The 17,529-nt window shown below is 59.8% G+C and carries 18 protein-coding genes; 11 read left to right on the top strand and 7 right to left on the bottom strand.

The window, feature by feature from the left end; genetic code table 11:
- Nucleotides 1-14: 14 nt before the first annotated feature.
- Nucleotides 15-908 carry a cytochrome c oxidase subunit II gene (coxB, locus tag K9B32_RS04775; RefSeq protein ID WP_224560776.1) on the bottom strand — a complete coding sequence of 298 codons (894 nt, stop codon included), beginning with the start codon at nt 906-908 and terminating at the stop codon, nt 15-17.
- Nucleotides 905-1,246 carry a hypothetical protein gene (locus tag K9B32_RS04770; RefSeq protein WP_224560775.1) on the bottom strand — a complete coding sequence of 114 codons (342 nt, stop codon included), beginning with the start codon at nt 1,244-1,246 and terminating at the stop codon, nt 905-907. Before K9B32_RS04770 ends, coxB begins: the two co-directional genes overlap by 4 nt.
- On the opposite strand from K9B32_RS04770, the gene K9B32_RS04765 reads away from it, so the two are divergent.
- The 3 genes from K9B32_RS04765 (at nt 1,245) to K9B32_RS04755 (ending at nt 3,850) form a co-directional block, all read left to right on the top strand.
- Nucleotides 1,245-1,832, top strand: a complete 588-nt coding sequence (locus K9B32_RS04765; RefSeq protein WP_007793136.1) for an invasion associated locus B family protein — start codon at nt 1,245-1,247, stop codon at nt 1,830-1,832. The two genes, K9B32_RS04770 and K9B32_RS04765, sit on opposite strands and share 2 nt — an antisense overlap.
- Before the next feature lie 85 nt (nt 1,833-1,917).
- Entirely contained in the window at nt 1,918-3,333 is a 1,416-nt protein-coding gene (gene tldD / locus K9B32_RS04760) for a metalloprotease TldD (protein ID WP_224560774.1), read from the top strand.
- Between the two features lie 19 nt (nt 3,334-3,352).
- Nucleotides 3,353-3,850 (top strand): GNAT family N-acetyltransferase, encoded by a 498-nt coding sequence (locus K9B32_RS04755; protein ID WP_224560773.1) that lies wholly within the window; start codon nt 3,353-3,355, stop codon nt 3,848-3,850.
- An 8-nt stretch (nt 3,851-3,858) separates the two neighbouring features.
- Here the strand turns inward: K9B32_RS04755 and K9B32_RS04750 are convergent, their stop codons facing one another.
- Nucleotides 3,859-4,131: a pyrophosphatase gene (locus K9B32_RS04750; RefSeq protein WP_411969678.1), complete on the bottom strand. Its 273-nt coding sequence runs from the start codon at nt 4,129-4,131 to the stop codon at nt 3,859-3,861.
- Nucleotides 4,121-5,401: a D-alanyl-D-alanine carboxypeptidase family protein gene (locus K9B32_RS04745; RefSeq protein WP_224560772.1), complete on the bottom strand. Its 1,281-nt coding sequence runs from the start codon at nt 5,399-5,401 to the stop codon at nt 4,121-4,123. Before K9B32_RS04745 ends, K9B32_RS04750 begins: the two co-directional genes overlap by 11 nt.
- Nucleotides 5,402-5,626: 225 nt before the next feature.
- Between K9B32_RS04745 and K9B32_RS04740 the strand changes: the two genes are divergently transcribed.
- Nucleotides 5,627-6,679 carry a polysaccharide deacetylase family protein gene (locus K9B32_RS04740; RefSeq protein WP_224560771.1) on the top strand — a complete coding sequence of 351 codons (1,053 nt, stop codon included), beginning with the start codon at nt 5,627-5,629 and terminating at the stop codon, nt 6,677-6,679.
- A gap of 20 nt (nt 6,680-6,699) precedes the next feature.
- Here the strand turns inward: K9B32_RS04740 and pdxH are convergent, their stop codons facing one another.
- Nucleotides 6,700-7,320 carry a pyridoxamine 5'-phosphate oxidase gene (gene pdxH / locus K9B32_RS04735; RefSeq protein ID WP_007793154.1) on the bottom strand — a complete coding sequence of 207 codons (621 nt, stop codon included), beginning with the start codon at nt 7,318-7,320 and terminating at the stop codon, nt 6,700-6,702.
- A gap of 66 nt (nt 7,321-7,386) precedes the next feature.
- Between pdxH and K9B32_RS04730 the strand changes: the two genes are divergently transcribed.
- From K9B32_RS04730 to K9B32_RS04715, 4 genes are all read left to right on the top strand, one after another.
- Nucleotides 7,387-7,845: an RT0821/Lpp0805 family surface protein gene (locus K9B32_RS04730; RefSeq protein WP_224560770.1), complete on the top strand. Its 459-nt coding sequence runs from the start codon at nt 7,387-7,389 to the stop codon at nt 7,843-7,845.
- 245 nt (nt 7,846-8,090) lie between these two features.
- Nucleotides 8,091-9,260, top strand: coding sequence for a DnaJ C-terminal domain-containing protein (locus tag K9B32_RS04725; RefSeq protein ID WP_224560769.1), 1,170 nt, complete (start codon nt 8,091-8,093; stop codon nt 9,258-9,260).
- A gap of 123 nt (nt 9,261-9,383) precedes the next feature.
- Nucleotides 9,384-10,202, top strand: coding sequence for an enoyl-ACP reductase FabI (gene fabI, locus K9B32_RS04720; RefSeq protein WP_007793163.1), 819 nt, complete (start codon nt 9,384-9,386; stop codon nt 10,200-10,202).
- A gap of 84 nt (nt 10,203-10,286) precedes the next feature.
- On the top strand, nt 10,287-10,877 hold the full coding sequence (locus K9B32_RS04715) for a histidine phosphatase family protein (protein ID WP_224560768.1): 591 nt from the start codon (nt 10,287-10,289) through the stop codon (nt 10,875-10,877).
- A gap of 6 nt (nt 10,878-10,883) precedes the next feature.
- Here the strand turns inward: K9B32_RS04715 and K9B32_RS04710 are convergent, their stop codons facing one another.
- Complete coding sequence (locus K9B32_RS04710) at nt 10,884-11,144, bottom strand: DUF1344 domain-containing protein (protein WP_007793168.1); 261 nt, start codon at nt 11,142-11,144, stop codon at nt 10,884-10,886.
- Nucleotides 11,145-11,390: 246 nt separating this feature from the next.
- Here K9B32_RS04710 and K9B32_RS04705 point away from each other — a divergent pair, with 246 nt between their 5' ends.
- The 3 genes from K9B32_RS04705 (at nt 11,391) to ribB (ending at nt 16,935) form a co-directional block, all read left to right on the top strand.
- Complete coding sequence (locus K9B32_RS04705) at nt 11,391-14,561, top strand: EAL domain-containing protein (protein WP_224560767.1); 3,171 nt, start codon at nt 11,391-11,393, stop codon at nt 14,559-14,561.
- Between the two features lie 162 nt (nt 14,562-14,723).
- Complete coding sequence (gene aroC / locus K9B32_RS04700; RefSeq protein WP_224560766.1) at nt 14,724-15,821, top strand: chorismate synthase; 1,098 nt, start codon at nt 14,724-14,726, stop codon at nt 15,819-15,821.
- A gap of 10 nt (nt 15,822-15,831) precedes the next feature.
- Nucleotides 15,832-16,935 carry a 3,4-dihydroxy-2-butanone-4-phosphate synthase gene (gene ribB, locus K9B32_RS04695; RefSeq protein WP_224560765.1) on the top strand — a complete coding sequence of 368 codons (1,104 nt, stop codon included), beginning with the start codon at nt 15,832-15,834 and terminating at the stop codon, nt 16,933-16,935.
- 7 nt (nt 16,936-16,942) lie between these two features.
- Here the strand turns inward: ribB and K9B32_RS04690 are convergent, their stop codons facing one another.
- Nucleotides 16,943-17,512, bottom strand: coding sequence for a hypothetical protein (locus K9B32_RS04690; RefSeq protein ID WP_224560764.1), 570 nt, complete (start codon nt 17,510-17,512; stop codon nt 16,943-16,945).
- Between the last annotated feature and the right edge of the window lie 17 nt (nt 17,513-17,529).

Genomic DNA, 17,529 nt, shown 5'->3' with positions numbered 1-17,529 from the left:
CGTTCCCTCTTCCCTTACTGTGCGACGTTTTCGGCAACGTCGACGGTCTTTGCAGGACCATCGGTTGCGGCCACGAGTGTCTTGTACGCGCCGGGCAGATCGCTGGCGGCAGCGGCGAGCCACTGCTTGTACTTGTCCTCGGAAACGACGCGGATGGCGATTGGCATGAACGCGTGGTCCTTGCCGCAGAGCTCGGAGCACTGGCCGTAGAACAGGCCTTCGCGCTCGGCGCGGAACCAGGTTTCGTTGAGGCGACCCGGAACGGCATCGATCTTGACGCCGAAGGACGGCATCGCAAAAGCATGAATGACGTCGCTCGGGGCCGCGGTCACGAGAACGCGAACGGTCTTGTTGACAGGCAGCACCAGTTCATTGTCCACAGCCAGAAGGCGCGGATACTTCGACTTGTCTTCCTTGCCAGCAGCGGCGCGGTCCTGATCCTTCAGGAGATAGGAATCGAAAGCGACCGGGGTTTCGCCCGAGCCTTCATATTCGTAGTTCCATTGCCACTGGGTGGCGGTCGCCTTGATCGTGACATCCGGATTTTCCGGCAACGTCAGCTGGGCGGTCAAAAGGTTGAACGAAGGCACGGCGAGGAAAAGAAGCACGAGGACCGGTCCCACGGTCCAGGCAACTTCGATCAGCGTATTGTGGCTCGTCTTGGACGGCACCGGGTTTGCACCGGCGCGGAACTTGAGACAGACGACGATAAGAAGGACCAAAACGAAGAGCGTGATCGGAACGATAAACAACAGGGTATATTGTTCGAACCAATGAATGTCCCGCATGATCGGCGTGGCTGCCGGCTGCAACGTCGCCTGCCACGGCATCGGTTGGTCGGCATAGCTGCCGGAAGCAAAAAGCAGACAGACCAGCGCGGTCAGAGCTGCATAAGCCTTCTTAATCACCTTAAAATCTCCCTCGAGCGCTGATCTGTGCAAAATCGCGCACAGAATCCTTGCCATCTCAGCGCTTCAAACCACAGTTTGTCATTGATCGCAACAGCCCAAAGCGTTTGTTCGTGCGGCATTTTCGCTTTCAAACAGGTTGATCCAAGCATAACGAAACATTCCATCTTTTCGTTATAATCCGTGAAATATCGCTTGCGGCCCGCGCCGTCCGCCAGCATTCTCGGATAAACGTCCCATTTCCGCCGTAGTCCCCGGCTTTTCAGCGGGTGGGGCTTTTCATTTTTGATGGCGCGCCCCAACTTAGCGGCACTGATTCGAATTGCAGAGGTTTTCATGGGTTTCCGTTCCCTCGCACGGCCGTTTGTGCTGACAGCGTGCATTGCGGCCGCAGCGACTGCTCCCGCTTTCGCCCAGCAGCAACCCGCGCCGGCGCAGCCCGCGCCGCAAGCTCCGGCGACGCAGGCAACACCCGGCCAGACGCAGCCGCAGGCACCCGGCACCGTAAAGTCGAACCACGGCGCATGGTCAGTCGTGTGTGACAAGCCGGCCGGCGCCTCGACCGAGCAGTGCGCCTTGATGCAGAACGTCATCGCCGAGGATCGGCCTGAGGTCGGTCTCTCCGTCGTCGTACTGAAGACCGCCGACCGCAAGTCTAAGATTCTGCGCGTTCTGGCGCCGCTCGGCGTTCTGTTGCCCAACGGCCTTGGCCTCAATGTCGACGGCAAGGACATCGGTCGGGCCTATTTCGTCCGTTGCTTCGCCGATGGCTGCTATGCCGAGGTTGTTCTCGAGGATGAACTGCTGAAGACCTTCCGCAGCGGCGCCAGCGCCACTTTCATCGTCTTCCAGACGCCGGAAGAAGGGATCGGCATCCCCGTCGATCTCAAGGGCTTCGCCGAAGGCTACGACGCCCTCCCCTGATCGTCTCGTTTTTCGGGGCTTGCTCGAACCGTTCACCGGACCTACATCGGCTGAGAGCATTCCTGCTTCAGCGGAGCACAAAGACATGAATACGGATCTCCTCACGCTTTTCGATGCCGACGAAGCGAAGATGCGCTCGCTCGTTGCCGAGGCGCTTTCGGGCGCGGACGACGGGGAGCTTTACATCGAACACGCCCAGGCGGAATCGCTGATGTTCGACAACGGGCGCCTGAAGGGCGGCAGCTTTAACACCGAGCAGGGCTTTGGCCTGCGCGCGGTTGCCGGCGAAGCGGTTGGCTATGCGCATGCGGGCGACCTCTCCGTCGCCGCCTTGAGACGTGCTGCTGATGCCGTTGGCGCTGTCACCCGCGGTTATTCCGGCAGCTATGCCGCGGCTCCCCAGCGGACGAACAAGAAGCTCTATTCGGACGAAAACCCGATCGGCGCACCGACCTTCGAGGAGAAGGTCAAGGTGCTGACCGATATCGACGCTTATCTGCGCGGCAAGGACGACAAGGTGCGCCAGGTGACCGCATCGGTCGCCGCCAGCTGGCAGGTCGTTGACATTCTGCGCGCCGATGGTCACCGCGTTCGAGATATCCGGCCGATGACGCGCATCAATATCTCGGTCATCGTGGGTGAAGGCGAGCGCCAGGAGAGCGGCTCCTATGGCAGTGGCGGCCGTATCGGCTTTGGCGACTTCATCGCCGAGGACAGCTGGCAATTCGGCGCAGACGAAGCCTTGCGGCAGGCGCTCGTGAATCTGGAGGCAATCGACGCGCCGGCAGGCACCATGGACGTCGTGCTCGGTTCCGGCTGGCCGGGCGTCATGCTGCACGAAGCGGTCGGCCACGGGCTGGAAGGCGATTTCAACCGAAAGAAGACTTCGGCCTTTGCCGGCCTTCTCGGTCAGATGGTTGCAGCACCCGGCGTGACCGTCGTCGACGACGGCACGATCGACAACCGCCGCGGTTCGATCACCATCGATGATGAAGGCACACCGTCCGCCTACAACGTGCTGATCGAAAACGGCAAGCTCGTCGGCTACATGCAGGACAGGCAGAATGCCCGTTTGATGGGCATGACACCGACCGGCAACGGCCGTCGCCAGGGCTACGCACACGTTCCTATGCCCCGCATGACCAACACCTACATGCTGGGCGGCGACAAGACGCCGGAGGAAATCATCTCTTCCGTCAAGAAGGGCATCTATGCCGTCTCCTTCGGGGGCGGCCAGGTGGATATCACCTCCGGCAAGTTCGTGTTCGGCTGCACCGAAGCCTATCTGATCGACAACGGCAAGATCGGTGCACCGATCAAGGGCGCAATGTTGATCGGCAACGGCCCGGAGGCGATGAAGCGCGTTTCAATGGTCGGCAACGACATGAAGCTCGACACCGGGATCGGCAATTGCGGCAAGGCCGGACAGTGGGTTCCGGTCGGCGTCGGCCAACCGCACCTCAGAATGGATCAGGTGACCGTCGGCGGCACGAAGGCTTAGTCGAGAACGAGGAGCGGCGATGAGCCAAATCGAAATCAGACCTTTCGTCGCCTCCGATATCGATGATGTTTTCTCGGTGATCCTGCCGATCCAGCGCGAGGAATTCGGTATTGCGATTACGGCTGACGATCAGCCGGATCTTGCCGTCATTTCCGATTTCTATCAGTCCGGAAAAGGTCAGTTCTGGGTTGCCGTACGCGACGGCCAGATCGTCGGCACGATCGGGCTGAAGGACATCGGCAACGATCAGACGGCATTGCGCAAGATGTTTGTCGCGGCTGAGGTGCGCGGTCGTGAACACGGCGTCGCGGCACGGCTTCTGGCGCAACTGGTGGCGCACGCAGAAGATCATGGGATCAAGGACATCTTCCTTGGAACGACCGACAAGTTCCTCGCCGCGCATCGCTTCTACGAAAAGAACGGCTTTTCCGAAGTTTCGAAAAGCGAGCTTCCGCGATCGTTTCCGCTGATGGCCGTGGATACCAAATTCTATCGGCGCGGGATCACCGCAGCTTAGGTCTGGCCCTACTCGAGCTGGAAGAGCCATTTGCGCTTGACCGCCGCCGCCAGATCCAGATCGTTCCTGTGCGCGAAAAGCACGATGTGGCCGAGGACATCGGCCGTTTCATCAGCAAGGTCGCGAGCCAGTTGTTCATCCGACCTGCCTTTCCGACGCCCTCTGCCGCTGACCCGGTTCCAAGCCTGGGTGAGTTCGCCGATTTCCTCTTGAAGCTTCAGCAGAAACCAGTCCGCGTCGCGCCTGATTCTGCTGGAAAGTCGAGATGGATCAGCCGTGATCGGGCAGCAGCATGCAGTCGTAGGAGCGCTGTCTTAGGGCATCGCAGGCAGATGTAGCCGCCTCACGGCTCTGGAATCCGATGAAGCGAGCGCGATAGACCTTGTTGGCGCCATTGCCGACAGCCTCGGTATAGGGCGACGCGGCTTTCAGCGCCGCACCACCTTCAGCCTTGGCCTGGGCAAGAAGGGCGCGGGCGGCATCGTCGCTCGATGCGGCCGAGATCTGAATCTGCCAGTCGCCGGAAGCAGACGGCGCGCCTGCGGATTTGGCGGCGGGTTTGCCGGCGTTGGTTATTTCTCCGAGAGCGGACGGACGCTCCATCGGAACCGTCGCATCGCTCAGATAGCCGAGCGCCTTGGGCGAGAGTTCATTTGTGCGCGGCGCAGTTTCCGGGATCGGCATGTCGCTGTCATCAGCCGCAGAAGCAACTTCCACCTGCTGGTGCGTATTGACGCTTGCAACCAGTTTGCCGCCGGTTGACGCACGGCCGAGATACTTGTCGAGCAGACCCGCCATCTTGGCGTCGCGGCTGCGGGCGGTGCGGCCGCCAAGTACGACACCGACGAGGCGGCGGCTGCCGTCCTTTACAGCGCTGACCAGATTGAAGCCGGATGCGTTGGTGTAGCCGGTCTTGATGCCATCCATGCCCTGGTAGCGGTACATCAGGTTGTTATGACCGCGGATCGTGCGCCCACGAAAATTGAAGCTGGCTGTCGAGAAAAGGCGATACTCGCTTGGATAATTCCGCATCAGCGCCACGGCAAGCGTGGACATGTCGCGCGCCGTGGTGACCTGCCGGCCATCGGGAAGGCCGGACGCATTATAGAAAGCCGTGCGGTTCATGCCGAGCTGCCGGGCCTTTTGCGTCATCATGCGGGCAAAGTTGCTTTCCGAACCACCGAGCTTCTCGGCCATGGCGGCGGCGGCATCGTTGGCCGACTTGGTGATCATGCCGAGGATCGCATCGCGAACCGTAATGGAATCGCCCGCGCGAACGCCAAGCTTCGTCGGCGGACGCGAGGCGGCGTATTTCGACATGACAAGCGGTGTGTTCCAGCTGAGCTTGCCGCGGTTTATCGCCTCGAATGCCATGTAGATGGTCATCATCTTCGTCAGCGAAGCAGGGTGATTCAGGACGTCGGCATTTTCGGCGCTGAGCACCTTGCCGGTACGGGCGTCCAATATGAGGGAGGCGCTGCCGGCCATCGCCGTCAACGGCGCCGCAACGACGAGCGTCGCGGTCATAATCGCGGCCAACAGCTTCTTCATGCAATTCCCCTCGATGAACGAATAGCCGGCGCCATTCGGATTTGTCCCGTTCCGCTACAGAAGCCGCCAATGTGGCGCGACTTTGCGGCGACTGGTATGATTTTTGACAAGTTTTATCCTTCATAGTGAAAATCCCGTAAAGAGGACACTCAAAAATCCTCATTCAGCAAGACTTAACCCCGGGCTTGCTAGTTTCGCCGCTCCGGAAACCAGCGGGCGAATGAGATGACGGCGAGCGTCAAAAAGCTTGCGAAGCGGATTGCGATTGCAAGCGGTCTTGAGACTGCCAATCTCCTGCGCGCAGCCGGCGTGATGCGGGGCGCTCGCGGACTTGGCGCCATCTTCACACTCCACCATGTCCGTCCACACGAAGAGACCACGTTCGAGCCCAATGCGCATCTGGAAATCACGCCGGAATTCCTCGATCTCGTCCTCGATCGCCTGAAGAGCGACGGTTATCGCTTCGTGGCGCTTGCCGAGATTCCGACACTGCTTTCGCAAACCGGGTCCAGTCAACCCTTTGCTGCCTTCACGCTCGATGATGGTTACCGCAACAATCTCGTCTACGCCCTGCCGATCTTCGAAAAGTATGAGGCGCCTTTTACCGTCTTCGTCGCCAAGGGCCTTGCCGAACGCACGCACACGATCTGGTGGGAGACGCTTGCAGCACTTCTACGCAAGGAGGAGAAGCTCGGCTTCGATTTCGGCAGCGGCCACGAGATGCTCGACGTCACGACGACTGATGCAAAGGAGCGCGTTTTCGCGCGCATCACCAACCATCTTCATCGACATGACGAAAGCGCCGCCGTCGCAGCCATCGATCTAGTGGCGCGAAAGCACGAAATCGATCCGGACGAAATCGTCGACGATCTCGTCATGACCCCGGCGGAACTCAATCTCCTCGAGGCAAGCCCTCTTGTCTCGCTCGGCGCGCACACAATCAGCCATAGGGCGATGTCGCGACTCTCCGACCCGGAGGTTCGCGACGAGATGGAGGCGTCCCGGGACTACGTTGCTGCGATCACCGGTAACCGACCAAGCTCCTTCGCCTACCCTTACGGCACACGCGAGGCGGCAACGCAGAGGCAGGCAGCCATCGCACGCGAAGTCGGTTTCAATATCGCGGTGACGACCCAACCCGGTGTCGTCACCCAGCGCTCGCTCGGCAGCATCACCTATCTGCCGAGACTCTCGATCAACGGTCTTTATCAGAACGTGCGATACGTGTCCGGCCTTGCCTCCGGTATTCCGTTCCGGTTTATACCAGACAGCGCGTGAACGCTCCTGCTGATGCCTGATCAGGGATACATGCGGACCTTCGTCCAATCGCCTTCTGGCGAAGGCCGGCGAAACTCGATGCGGTCGTGCAGGCGGAATTTCTGGTCCTTCCAGAATTCGATCGATACCGGCCGGATCCGGAAGCCTGACCAATGCGCCGGACGCGGGATCTCCCCGATTGCATATCGGGCGGTGTATTCGGCTACAGCTTTTTCCAGCGCGAATCGGCTCTCCAGCGGCCGCGACTGCTTGGATGCCCAGGCACCGATTCGGCTGCCGCGGGCTCGCGTCTTGAAGTAAGCGTCGGCTTCCTCGTCGCTCACGATTTCCACAGGTCCGCGCAAACGAACCTGCCGCCGCAGCGTTTTCCAGTGAAAACACATGGCCGCTTTCTTCTGCCCGAGGATTTCCTGGCCTTTCTGACTCTCGAAATTCGTGTAGAAGACAAAGCCCTCATGATCGAATCCCTTAAGGAGAACCATGCGGACATTGGGAAGGCCGTCCTCATCGACCGTCGCAAGCGCTACCGCATTCGGGTCATTGATCTCGGAAGCCTCCGCTTCCTTCAACCACTCGGCAAAAAGATCGAACGGTTCGTTTCGTTCGGTGAAGTCACCGCTTGTTAACTCATTTGCCGACATATTAGCTCGAATGCCCCGGGTTTATTCGAAATTTGCCCAGCCTTTGGCTACTGGACAGGACGCAGGGTGGAAGTCATAGCAAAGTCAGATCGTGATACAAAGGGTCTGCTGCGTCGCAGCGCGGCCTTCTGCATTGTCGGTGCGGCGGTGCTCTCCCTCTCCGGCTGCATTTCCAGCGGTTTGGATCTATTCAGCAGCTCGAAGGTCGATCGGTCGGTTGCAACGGGCACCGTGCCGCAGCCCGCGCCGACGAGCGACTCGATCTCCGACGAAATGACCGTCGGCAACGCCGTGACCTCAGCTGATATCCAACGGCTGGAGGGCCGTCCCCTTCCCTGGGCAAACGCGTCCACCGGCAGCGCCGGCGTCATCGATACGATCGTCGAGAATACGGATTCCGGCAAGGTTTGCCGCCAGTTCCGCACGTCGCGGCATTCCTATGTCGGCATCGCAAACTTCTACGGCAAGACCTGCCTGGTCGGCGGCGGAAACTGGCAGCTCATGAGTTTCCAACCGGAAAGCTGAACGCCGTGCCGAGCATGCTTAACGCGCGCTCCGTTCTCTCGTGATGTTTAGCAAAAGGCTAACCATTCGGCGCAAAAGCGAGACGTCTCCCACGTCGAATAAGAACTGATTAGCAACTTCTATCGACAATCCGCCTCAGGTGCGCACGGTTTCTTCCTGTGGATGAGGCTGGGCGCCAAGTGAGAGGCTTCGGGGTGCTAGGGCAGAGGACAGGCACACCGCATCGGACACCGGCGGTTTGGGACATGCGCGATCCTTATAAGATTTTGGGCGTCAAGCGGGACGCGGGGCAGGACGAAATCAAGGCAGCCTGGCGCAATATGGCCAAGGCGGTTCACCCTGATCACAATCAGGGCGACCCGACGGCGAGCGCCCGCTTTGCCGAGATCGGCCGTGCCTATGAAATGCTGAAAGATCCGAAGAAGCGGAGCCTCTTCGACAATGCCGCGCGCATGGCAGAAGCCAAGGCCAACGAGAACACGATCATGCAACAGCGTCAGGCAGCTCGCGAAGCTGCCGCACGTGCAAAGGCCGCTCAGGCCAATGCCGAGCGCGTTATGGAAGAGCTTGCGCGCGTCGCCGCGCAGAAGGCTGCGGCGGACGCCGCCAAGCAGCGGAAGACAGGTACGGCCGAGCCGCCAGAAGAAATGATCGAGCGTATCTTCGGCACGCAGGCACGCGCTGCCGCCGGTGGCGGCCGCGCCCAAGGTTTTGCCGCCGCCGGTGCTTCGAAGCGGCCGGAGGCGGAAACTGCGAGTGCAGACAAACAGCCGGATGCAGCCAACGCCGAGGCTGAACAGCAAGCTGCGGAGGACGCGACCACTCAGGCCTCCGCGGTCATGCAGCCGCTTAGCTTGTTGACATCGCTCGTTCGCCGCTTTACCGGCGGCAGCGCTGCCGCGCCGGAAAAAGCGCCAGACCAGTTCGTAACGAAGACCGTCACAGTCGATGAGGTCATCAAAGGCAGCTGGGTCTCCGTCGACCTCGGGGAAGGTCGTGACGCCGGATTTGCGCTGGCGGCCGGCACGACGGAAGGTCATCAGATCCGTCTGAAGGGTCAGGGCCACAAGCTCGCCGGTTTGCAGCGCGGCGATGCTGTCGTCAGCATCCACATTGCTTCGGATGAACGGTTTACGGTCAATGGCTTCGATCTGCACACGGTGCTGCCGGTAACGATCGAGAATGCGGTGCTCGGAACCGAAGCGCGTATTGAAGGCCCCAATGGTCCCGTCACCGTCACGATTCCCGCCTGGTCGGGCTCCGACAAGACCATCCAGATTCAGGGTCAGGGGTTGGCGAACACGGACGGCGGCAGGGGCGATCTCGTCGTCGAACTGCGTATTATGTTGTGGGAAAAACCCGACGACAAAGTCACGGATCTGATGCGGAGCATGAAGAACGGGCTGTTTCTGTGAAATTTTGGTGACACGCGCACCCTTTGTTACGGTCCCTAACAGTTGATGATTGCTGCCAATCTTGAACCGATTAGCAGCCTATGCCATAGGCAGGACCGATCAGAATTCCTTAGGGGGCAAAATATGGCTCAGGCAACAGGCCTCATGTCAGGCAAGCGCGGCGTCATCATGGGCGTTGCCAACAATCGTTCGATTGCATGGGGTATTGCCAAGGCTATTCATGCACAAGGCGGCGAAATCGCCTTTACCTACCAGGGCGATGCACTGAAGAAGCGCGTTGAGCCCTTGGTTGCGGAGGTAAACGGCGTTCTTGCCGGACATTGCGACGTCAGCGACGAGTCGACCATCGATGCGGTCTTCGACCATGTCGAAAAGCTGTGGGGCAAGATCGACTTCATCGTTCACGCGATCGGCTTCTCGGACAAGGACGAGCTGACGGGCCGCTATGTCGATACGTCGGCTGACAACTTCGCCAAGACGATGCAGATATCCGTCTATTCGTTCACCTCGGTCGCGCGTCGCGCCGAGAAGCTGATGACGGACGGCGGTTCGATGCTGACGCTCACCTACTATGGCGCCGAGAAGGTCATGCCGAACTACAATGTCATGGGTGTTGCCAAGGCAGCACTGGAAGCGAGCGTGAAGTACCTGGCCGTCGACCTCGGACCGAAGAACATTCGCGTCAACGCTGTTTCCGCCGGCCCGATCAAGACGCTTGCAGCATCAGGCATCGGCGACTTCCGTTACATCCTTAAGTGGAACGAATACAATGCGCCGCTGCGTCGGACAGTAACGATCGAAGAGGTCGGCGACGTGGGCCTCTACCTGCTTTCCGATCTGTCGCGCTCGGTCACTGGCGAAGTCCACCACGCCGACAGCGGCTATCACGTCATCGGCATGAAGGCGGTAGACGCGCCGGACATTTCCGTCATAAAGGACTGATCGCACTCTTTGCTGCGTCGCGCTCGCGACCCCTTTCTTCGCGACAGCGATTGAGGGGTTGCGTGCCCTAAACGGAGCCGATCATTGCTTATCTACGTCGTCAGACACGGCCAGACAGACTGGAACGCCGAACGCCGCCTGCAAGGGCAGAAAGACATTCCGCTCAACGCCATCGGCAGAGCGCAGGCGTGGCAGAACGGTATCGACCTCGCAGAAATCCTCAAGGTCGAAGCAATCCCCTTCGATTTTGTAGCAAGCCCGCTGGCGCGCACCCGCGCCACGATGGAGATCATGCGCGAGGCGATGGGTCTTCCATCGAAAGACTATCGAACCGACGAGCGCCTGGTCGAGGTGTCCTTCGGGGACTGGGAAGGCTTCACGATCAAGGAACTGAAGGCCACTGCCCGGGACCGCGTCACCGAGCGCAATCTCAACAAATGGGATTTCATTCCGCCGGGAGACGACGCGGAAAGCTACGAAATCATGTCCTGGCGCGTGGCATCCTGGCTGAATTCCATCGACAAACCGACGGTTTGCGTAACCCACGGCGGCGTCATACGCAGTCTCTTCAGGACGATTGCCGCCTTGCCCAAGGATGAGGCCGCCGAAGGCGAGATCCCACAGGATCGCATCCTGAAAATCGATCGGAACAACGGATTGATTGGCTGGATCTAGGCCTGATTACTGGACGATATCGAGATCGTTGATGACGCGTTTGCCATCCACCTCGGTGTAGAAGACGATAACCTTCACGCCCGCCTTCAGCCCCTCGAAATTGAATTCTTCCGGTGCCTGATAGGTTTTTCCGTCGTCAAGCGTGAGGCTGAGATTTGTCACATCGACCTTCTTGATCGTCGCCTCGACGTCCGCGCTCTCGGCAAATCCGCTGATCGGCGACAAGAAACTGGCAGTGGCCAAAAGCGTAGCTACTACGAAGCGCATGACAGCATTCCCTCGAAAACACGACTCGATAATCCAACTGCGCACAGATAACCTCCCGAATATGGCGAAATTTGCCCTGAAGAATGACTTGCCGCGCCAAATTGGTGAAGAGTATTTTAACAGTAACGGCATCGGTTCATTAATTGCATTTCCAGTACGTTTCCGCGTCCGGCAACGGGTATTTTCGGGCAATCGTAAATTAACGGCTTCTCTCTACAGTCGTCCTCGAACATGGGAGACTGGGTTTTGCTATTCCGCCTTAAAGACAGCAACACATTGCGGCGCGTCTTCAGGCATACACGCCTAGCCCTCCTGATTTCCAGCCTTGTTGCTGTTGTTGTTGTCATCGTCGGCTTCGGGCTGGACCGTGCCAATACTGCCGCTCATCTGCGCGAACTGACGATACGGACGGAAAACGAAGTAAGTTTGATTCGGGCGCGGATGACTGCGCAGATCAACATGGACATCACGGTCGTTCGCGACCTGGCCAACATGGTTGCCGTCAATTCGAGCGTAAATGCCGAGGAGATGGAGCGGCAGATCAACTGGCTGCTCATCCAGAACCCCCACTTCCTGAATATTGCCGTCGCACCGGATTTCATCGTCGGCGCCGTCTATCCGCCACAGGCCGGGAAAGGCCGAATCGGGAAAGATGTCCGCGACGTTCTTGCCGCGCGTCAGTCGGTGATGCGCACCGCCGGCCCGCAGCAGGCACGCTTCTCTGGCCCGATCACGGTGGCCGACGGCACGGAAGCCTTCGCGATCTTCTTTCCTGTCTTCGTGAAGGAGAATGGGCAACGCCGGGTCTGGGGCGCGGTCGAGGTCATGATCGACGCAGACATGTTCTATCAGAGCACCGGCTTGCGGCCGGCGCGCAACAGCGAGAATCAGGAGAAGTATCCCCACCTCGACCACCTCTCGATCGCGGTACGCGACCTCGCTACGGCGGACTCGACTACGCCCTTCTTCGGCGCGCAGGATTTGCGCGAGAAGCAACCGATAACGAGAAAGATCGCCTTTGCCGGCGGGCGCTGGCAGATTGCGGCGGTCCCAAAGACCGGCTGGAATGCTCTTCCCGAGAACCAGTCAACGCTTCGCCTGATCATCGCCGCCGCCGGCTGCATCACGGTCGTCCCGGTTTTCTTTGCGACCCTGCTGCTCGGCGAGCGCAACCGCAACATCGAGCAGCTCAAGGTGCGCGAGGCGACGCTGCTGAAGCTGTCGCAGCGCCTCAATCTAGCATTGGAATCCTCGAATATCGGCATATGGGAACTGCATGACCACGGGCATACCCTGTTCTGGGATGCCCGGGCCGCAGCGCTCCACGGTAAACCGGCAGAAGACGGCAGTCATTCGCTGGAAGACTGGCTTGCTGCGATCGTTCCCGAAGACCGGCACATCGCCGAAGTCCACTTCTTCAACTATAACGTCGCCGGCTCCGCCTATGAAACACAATACCGGGTCGTAGCCGAGGACGGCACTGTCCGACATCTGCGCTCCGTCGGCTCCTTCTACACGGACGCGGCCGGCGACGACAAAACCATCGGCATCGTCTGGGATGTCACCGCCGACGCGGAAGCGGCTGAAACGCTGCGCAAGGCGAAGGATGTCAGCGACATTAAGAATGCCGAACTCGAAATGGCGCTGGACGAACTGTCACGGCGCGAGGCGGAGCTCTCCGAGCTCTCCGGTAAGCTGGATCTCGCGCTCGACTCCTATCAGTGCGGCATCTGGGAAGCGACGCTCGGCGACGAAGGCTCGATCTGGGACGAGCGGATGCACGAGCTTTATGGGTTGACGCCAAGGGCCGGGTTCATGACCGAACCGGTCTGGCTTTCCTGTATCTTGCCTGAAGACAGGGGACTGGCGGTCGAGAGCGCTCGCCATTTCAAGCAACTTGGCGACACTCATACCCTGATCTGCCGTGTCCCGACGGAAGACGGCGCGATACGCTACGTTCGTTCGACGGGCAAGGTTCACCAGACCCCCAGCGGCAAACTGAAGATCATCGGCGTCGCCTTCGATGTCACCGAAGATGCTCTGATGACCGCGCAGCTCGAGGCGGCCAAGGACGAGGCGATCGCCAAGAACATCGAGCTCGAGATCGCCAAGAACCGCATCGAGCACAATTCGCTGCACGACCCGCTGACGGCGCTCGCCAACCGCCGCAAACTTGATATCGCGCTTGAAAGGCTGACGCTCGACGGCCGCAGTGAGCGGCAGAAGTTCGCCATCCTCCACATCGACCTCGACAGGTTCAAGGAGATCAACGACACGCTCGGCCATGCCGCCGGCGATGCGATGCTGGTCCACGCGTCGCGAGTGCTGTCGAGGAACCTGCGCGGTGGTGACCTTGTCGCGCGTATCGGCGGCGACGAGTTCGTCATTCTGGCGCTCAACGCCAGTGATGCCGATATGTCGGCGCTGGCCGACCGCATCATCGAGCAGATGCGCCAGCCGATCGACTTCGAAGGGTTCGCCTGCCGTTGCGGCGTCTCCATCGGCATTGCGCTCGCCAATGGCATCCACGTCGATGCCCGCAAAGTGCTGATCAACGCCGACATCGCCCTTTACCGCGCCAAGAGCCAGGGGCGGAACCGCCACGAATTCTTCAGCCACAATCTTCAAGCCGACATCATAAACAACAAGCGCCTGGCCGACGAGATCCTTGCCGGCATCGAGAACGGCGAGTTTACCGCCTGGTATCAGCCGCAGTTCTCAGCGCGCTCGATGCAACTCACCGGCGTCGAAGCCCTGGTTCGCTGGCAACATCCGTCCCGGGGACTGCTGACGCCGGACAAATTTCTGAAGATCGCCGACGAGATCAACGTCGTCCAAACCCTTGACCGCATCGTTCTCGACACCGCGCTGAAGGACAAGATGCGCTGGACAGCAAGGGGCGTCTCCGTTCCGAAGATTTCGGTCAACGTTTCGGCGCGACGGCTGCATGACGAGACACTGGTCGAGACATTAAGCGGCCTGCAAATCCGGCCCGGCGAACTTTCCTTTGAATTGGTCGAGTCGATCTTTCTCGACGAAAGCGAGGATGTGGCCACCCATAACCTCGAGCGGATCAAGGCGCTTGGGATCGACATCGAGATCGACGATTTCGGCACCGGTCACACGTCGATCGTCAGTCTCCTCAAGCTCAAACCGAAGCGGCTCAAGATCGACAGGCAGTTGGTGCAGCCGATCATGAATTCGCCGCAGGAGCGCGCGCTGGTCAGCTCGATCATCGAGATCGCCCGCTCGCTCGGAGTAGAGACGGTAGCAGAAGGCGTCGAAACGGCGGCTCACGCCACCCTGCTCCACGAACTCGGCTGCGACCTTCTGCAGGGCTACGCGTTCTCGCGCCCGCTGTCCTTCGCGGACTTCGCGCAAATGGCAATCGGAAGCTCCTGGAGTATCGCCTCCTGAGGCCATCGTTTACAATCAGCGGAAACACCATTTCCTTTCGTTGACGGTTTCGAGCAAAGAAAGGCTTTTGCCGCTGCGTCTTTTTGGCCTATGAGTGTCGCGCATTTTTCAGATGAAGGACGCTGCCGGTGACGACCGGTTGGCGTGATCCGGTCGGGACACATGTCGCACAACACATTCGGTCATCTCTTCCGCGTAACCACCTGGGGTGAGAGCCACGGGCCGGCGCTGGGCTGCGTCGTCGACGGCTGCCCTCCCGGTCTGCGTTTCAAGCTCGAGGACATTCAGGTCTGGCTCGACAAGCGAAAGCCCGGCCAGTCGCGCTTTGTAACGCAGCGTCGCGAAGCCGATCTCGTCCAGGTGCTGTCCGGCGTCATGCTGGACACCGACGGCGAGACGATGATCACAACAGGCACGCCGATCTCGATGATGATCGAGAACACCGACCAGCGCTCCAAGGATTACGGCGAGATCGCACGACAGTACCGGCCCGGCCATGCCGACTATACCTACGATGTAAAGTACGGCATCCGCGACTACCGCGGCGGCGGCCGCTCGTCGGCCCGCGAAACGGCTGCACGCGTGGCAGCCGGCGGCATTGCCCGTCTCGTCGTGCCTGGCGTCAAGGTGCGTGGCGCGCTGGTGCAAATCGGCAAGCACAAAATCAACCGCCAGAACTGGGATTGGGATCAGGTCGATCAGAACCCGTTCTTTGCGCCGGACCCTGAGATCGTTCCTGTCTGGGAAGAATATCTCGACGGCATCCGCAAGAACGGCTCGTCGATCGGCGCCGTTGTCGAGGTCGTGGCCGAAGGCGTACCGGCAGGTCTGGGTGCGCCGATCTACGGCAAGCTCGATCAGGATATCGCCTCGCTGCTGATGTCGATCAATGCCGTCAAGGGCGTGGAGATCGGCAACGGCTTCGAAGCCGCCGAAATCACCGGCGAGGAAAACGCCGACGAAATGCGCATGGGCAATGACGGCAGACCTTTGTTCCTCTCGAACAAGGCCGGCGGTATCCTCGGTGGCATTTCGACCGGCCAGCCTGTTATCGCGCGTTTTGCCATCAAGCCGACCTCGTCGATTCTGACCGAGCGCCAGTCGATCGATGCCGACGGTAACAACGTTGATATCCGCACTAAGGGACGGCACGATCCGTGCGTCGGCATCCGAGCGGTGCCGATCGGCGAAGCGATGGTCGCCTGCGCCATTGCCGACCACTATCTCCGTGACCGCGGCCAGACCGGCCGGCTGAAATAGGAACACTGACATGCCTTACGATCAGAAGCGCGTCGTCGATGCGATCCGGGCCTTCGAGGCCGGCGAAATCGTCGTGGTGATGGATGACAACGACCGTGAGAACGAAGGCGACCTGATCGTTGCGGCTGTTCACTGCAGCGCGGAGAAGATGGCCTTCATCGTGCGTCACACCTCCGGTATCGTCTGCACGCCGATGCCGAAGGAAGAAGCCCGCCGGCTCAATCTGAATGCGATGGTTGCCGAAAACGACTCGGCCCACACGACGGCCTTCACCGTTTCGGTCGATTTCAAGCACGGCACGACGACGGGCATTTCCGCTGATGACCGGACGCTGACTGTTCGCAACCTGGCCAACCCCAATGTCGGCGCCGGGGACTTCGTGCGTCCGGGCCACATCTTCCCGCTGGTCGCGCGCGAAGGCGGCGTGCTCATGCGCTCGGGCCACACCGAAGCCGCCGTCGATCTCTGCAAGCTTGCCGGGCTTCCGCCGATCGGCGTGATCTGCGAGCTGGTCAATGATGACGGAACTGTCACGCGCGGACCACAGGTGGTCGAATTCGCCGAAAAGCACGGCCTGAAGCTCGTGTCGGTCGCCGACCTCATCGCCTATCGCCAGCGGAAGGAAACGCTGATCGAACTCGGCGCCAGCTTTGATATCGAAACACCTTTCGGCAAGGCCAAAGCCCATACCTACTCGCTCCCATGGGATCCGATGCAGCACCTCGCCGTTGTCTTTGGCGACATTCGCGACGGCATCGATATTCCAGTGCGCCTACACCCCGAAAACGTCGCGGAGGACCTCTTCGGGAAGCGGAGCCCGGTTGATCACTACATGCAGAAGATCGCCGCGGAAGGCCGTGGCATCATCGTCTATCTCCGCGAAGGCTCCGTCGGCGTCGGCCATTACGACAACGGCCGCAAGACGCGTAGCCAGGGTCGCGAATCCCACACCGAAGCCAAGAGCCGCGAAAGCGAATGGCTGGAGATCGGCCTCGGCGCACAGATCCTCAAGGACCTCGGCGTCACGTCGATCAAGCTGCTCACCAGCCGCGAGCGTCACTACGTCGGCCTCGAGGGCTTTGGGATCAAAATCACCAATACGGAGATTTGCTGAGATTCATCTAGATAGTGTTGGCGAAGATCTCAATATTGACGAGACGATCGTTGCGATAGGTTATCGAGAAGTCGTACGCATAAGGCTCCAGAATGTAATACCAGCGCCGCCACTGCGCTATAAGGCTGCTACAGCTCTCGGTATGCTTGGTGCATGCGAAGCTGAGCGTGCGATCAGAACCGTTTGGTAGAATGCGCGTGTAATCGTTGTATTTTAGATGCTGCGCACTCAGCCAAGCCACCCCTTGCTCCGGACCTCCCAAGGTATCCAGTATCCGGAATAGGCAGATTTGTGCATCCCACTCCGTACGGAAACGGCTCCAATCGATCTCGAAGGAGTCTCGCTGCGCACAGCTTTCAGCATCCGGCCATCTTTCAAGGCCGTGCAGCAACCCAAATGAGACATCGTAATGCGGATCGCGCAGCATCCGATAGTTTCCCAGGGAAACAATACCGTCGGGACTTATCGAGGTGATGTAGCTCTTGAGATATGCGACGTAGGCGGCGGCGCATCCGGCCAGCGCGGCGACCACTGAAAAAAATCGAAGAATACGGCGAACCTTGACGAAAGCGAGCATCGCTGTGTCTAGCCTTT

This window comes from Rhizobium sp. 3T7 (genome assembly GCF_020166565.1).
Taxonomy (GTDB): Bacteria; Pseudomonadota; Alphaproteobacteria; order Rhizobiales; family Rhizobiaceae; genus Rhizobium.
Note: the sequence above shows the minus strand (reverse complement) of the source record. Positions and strands in the feature narration are given on the sequence as shown.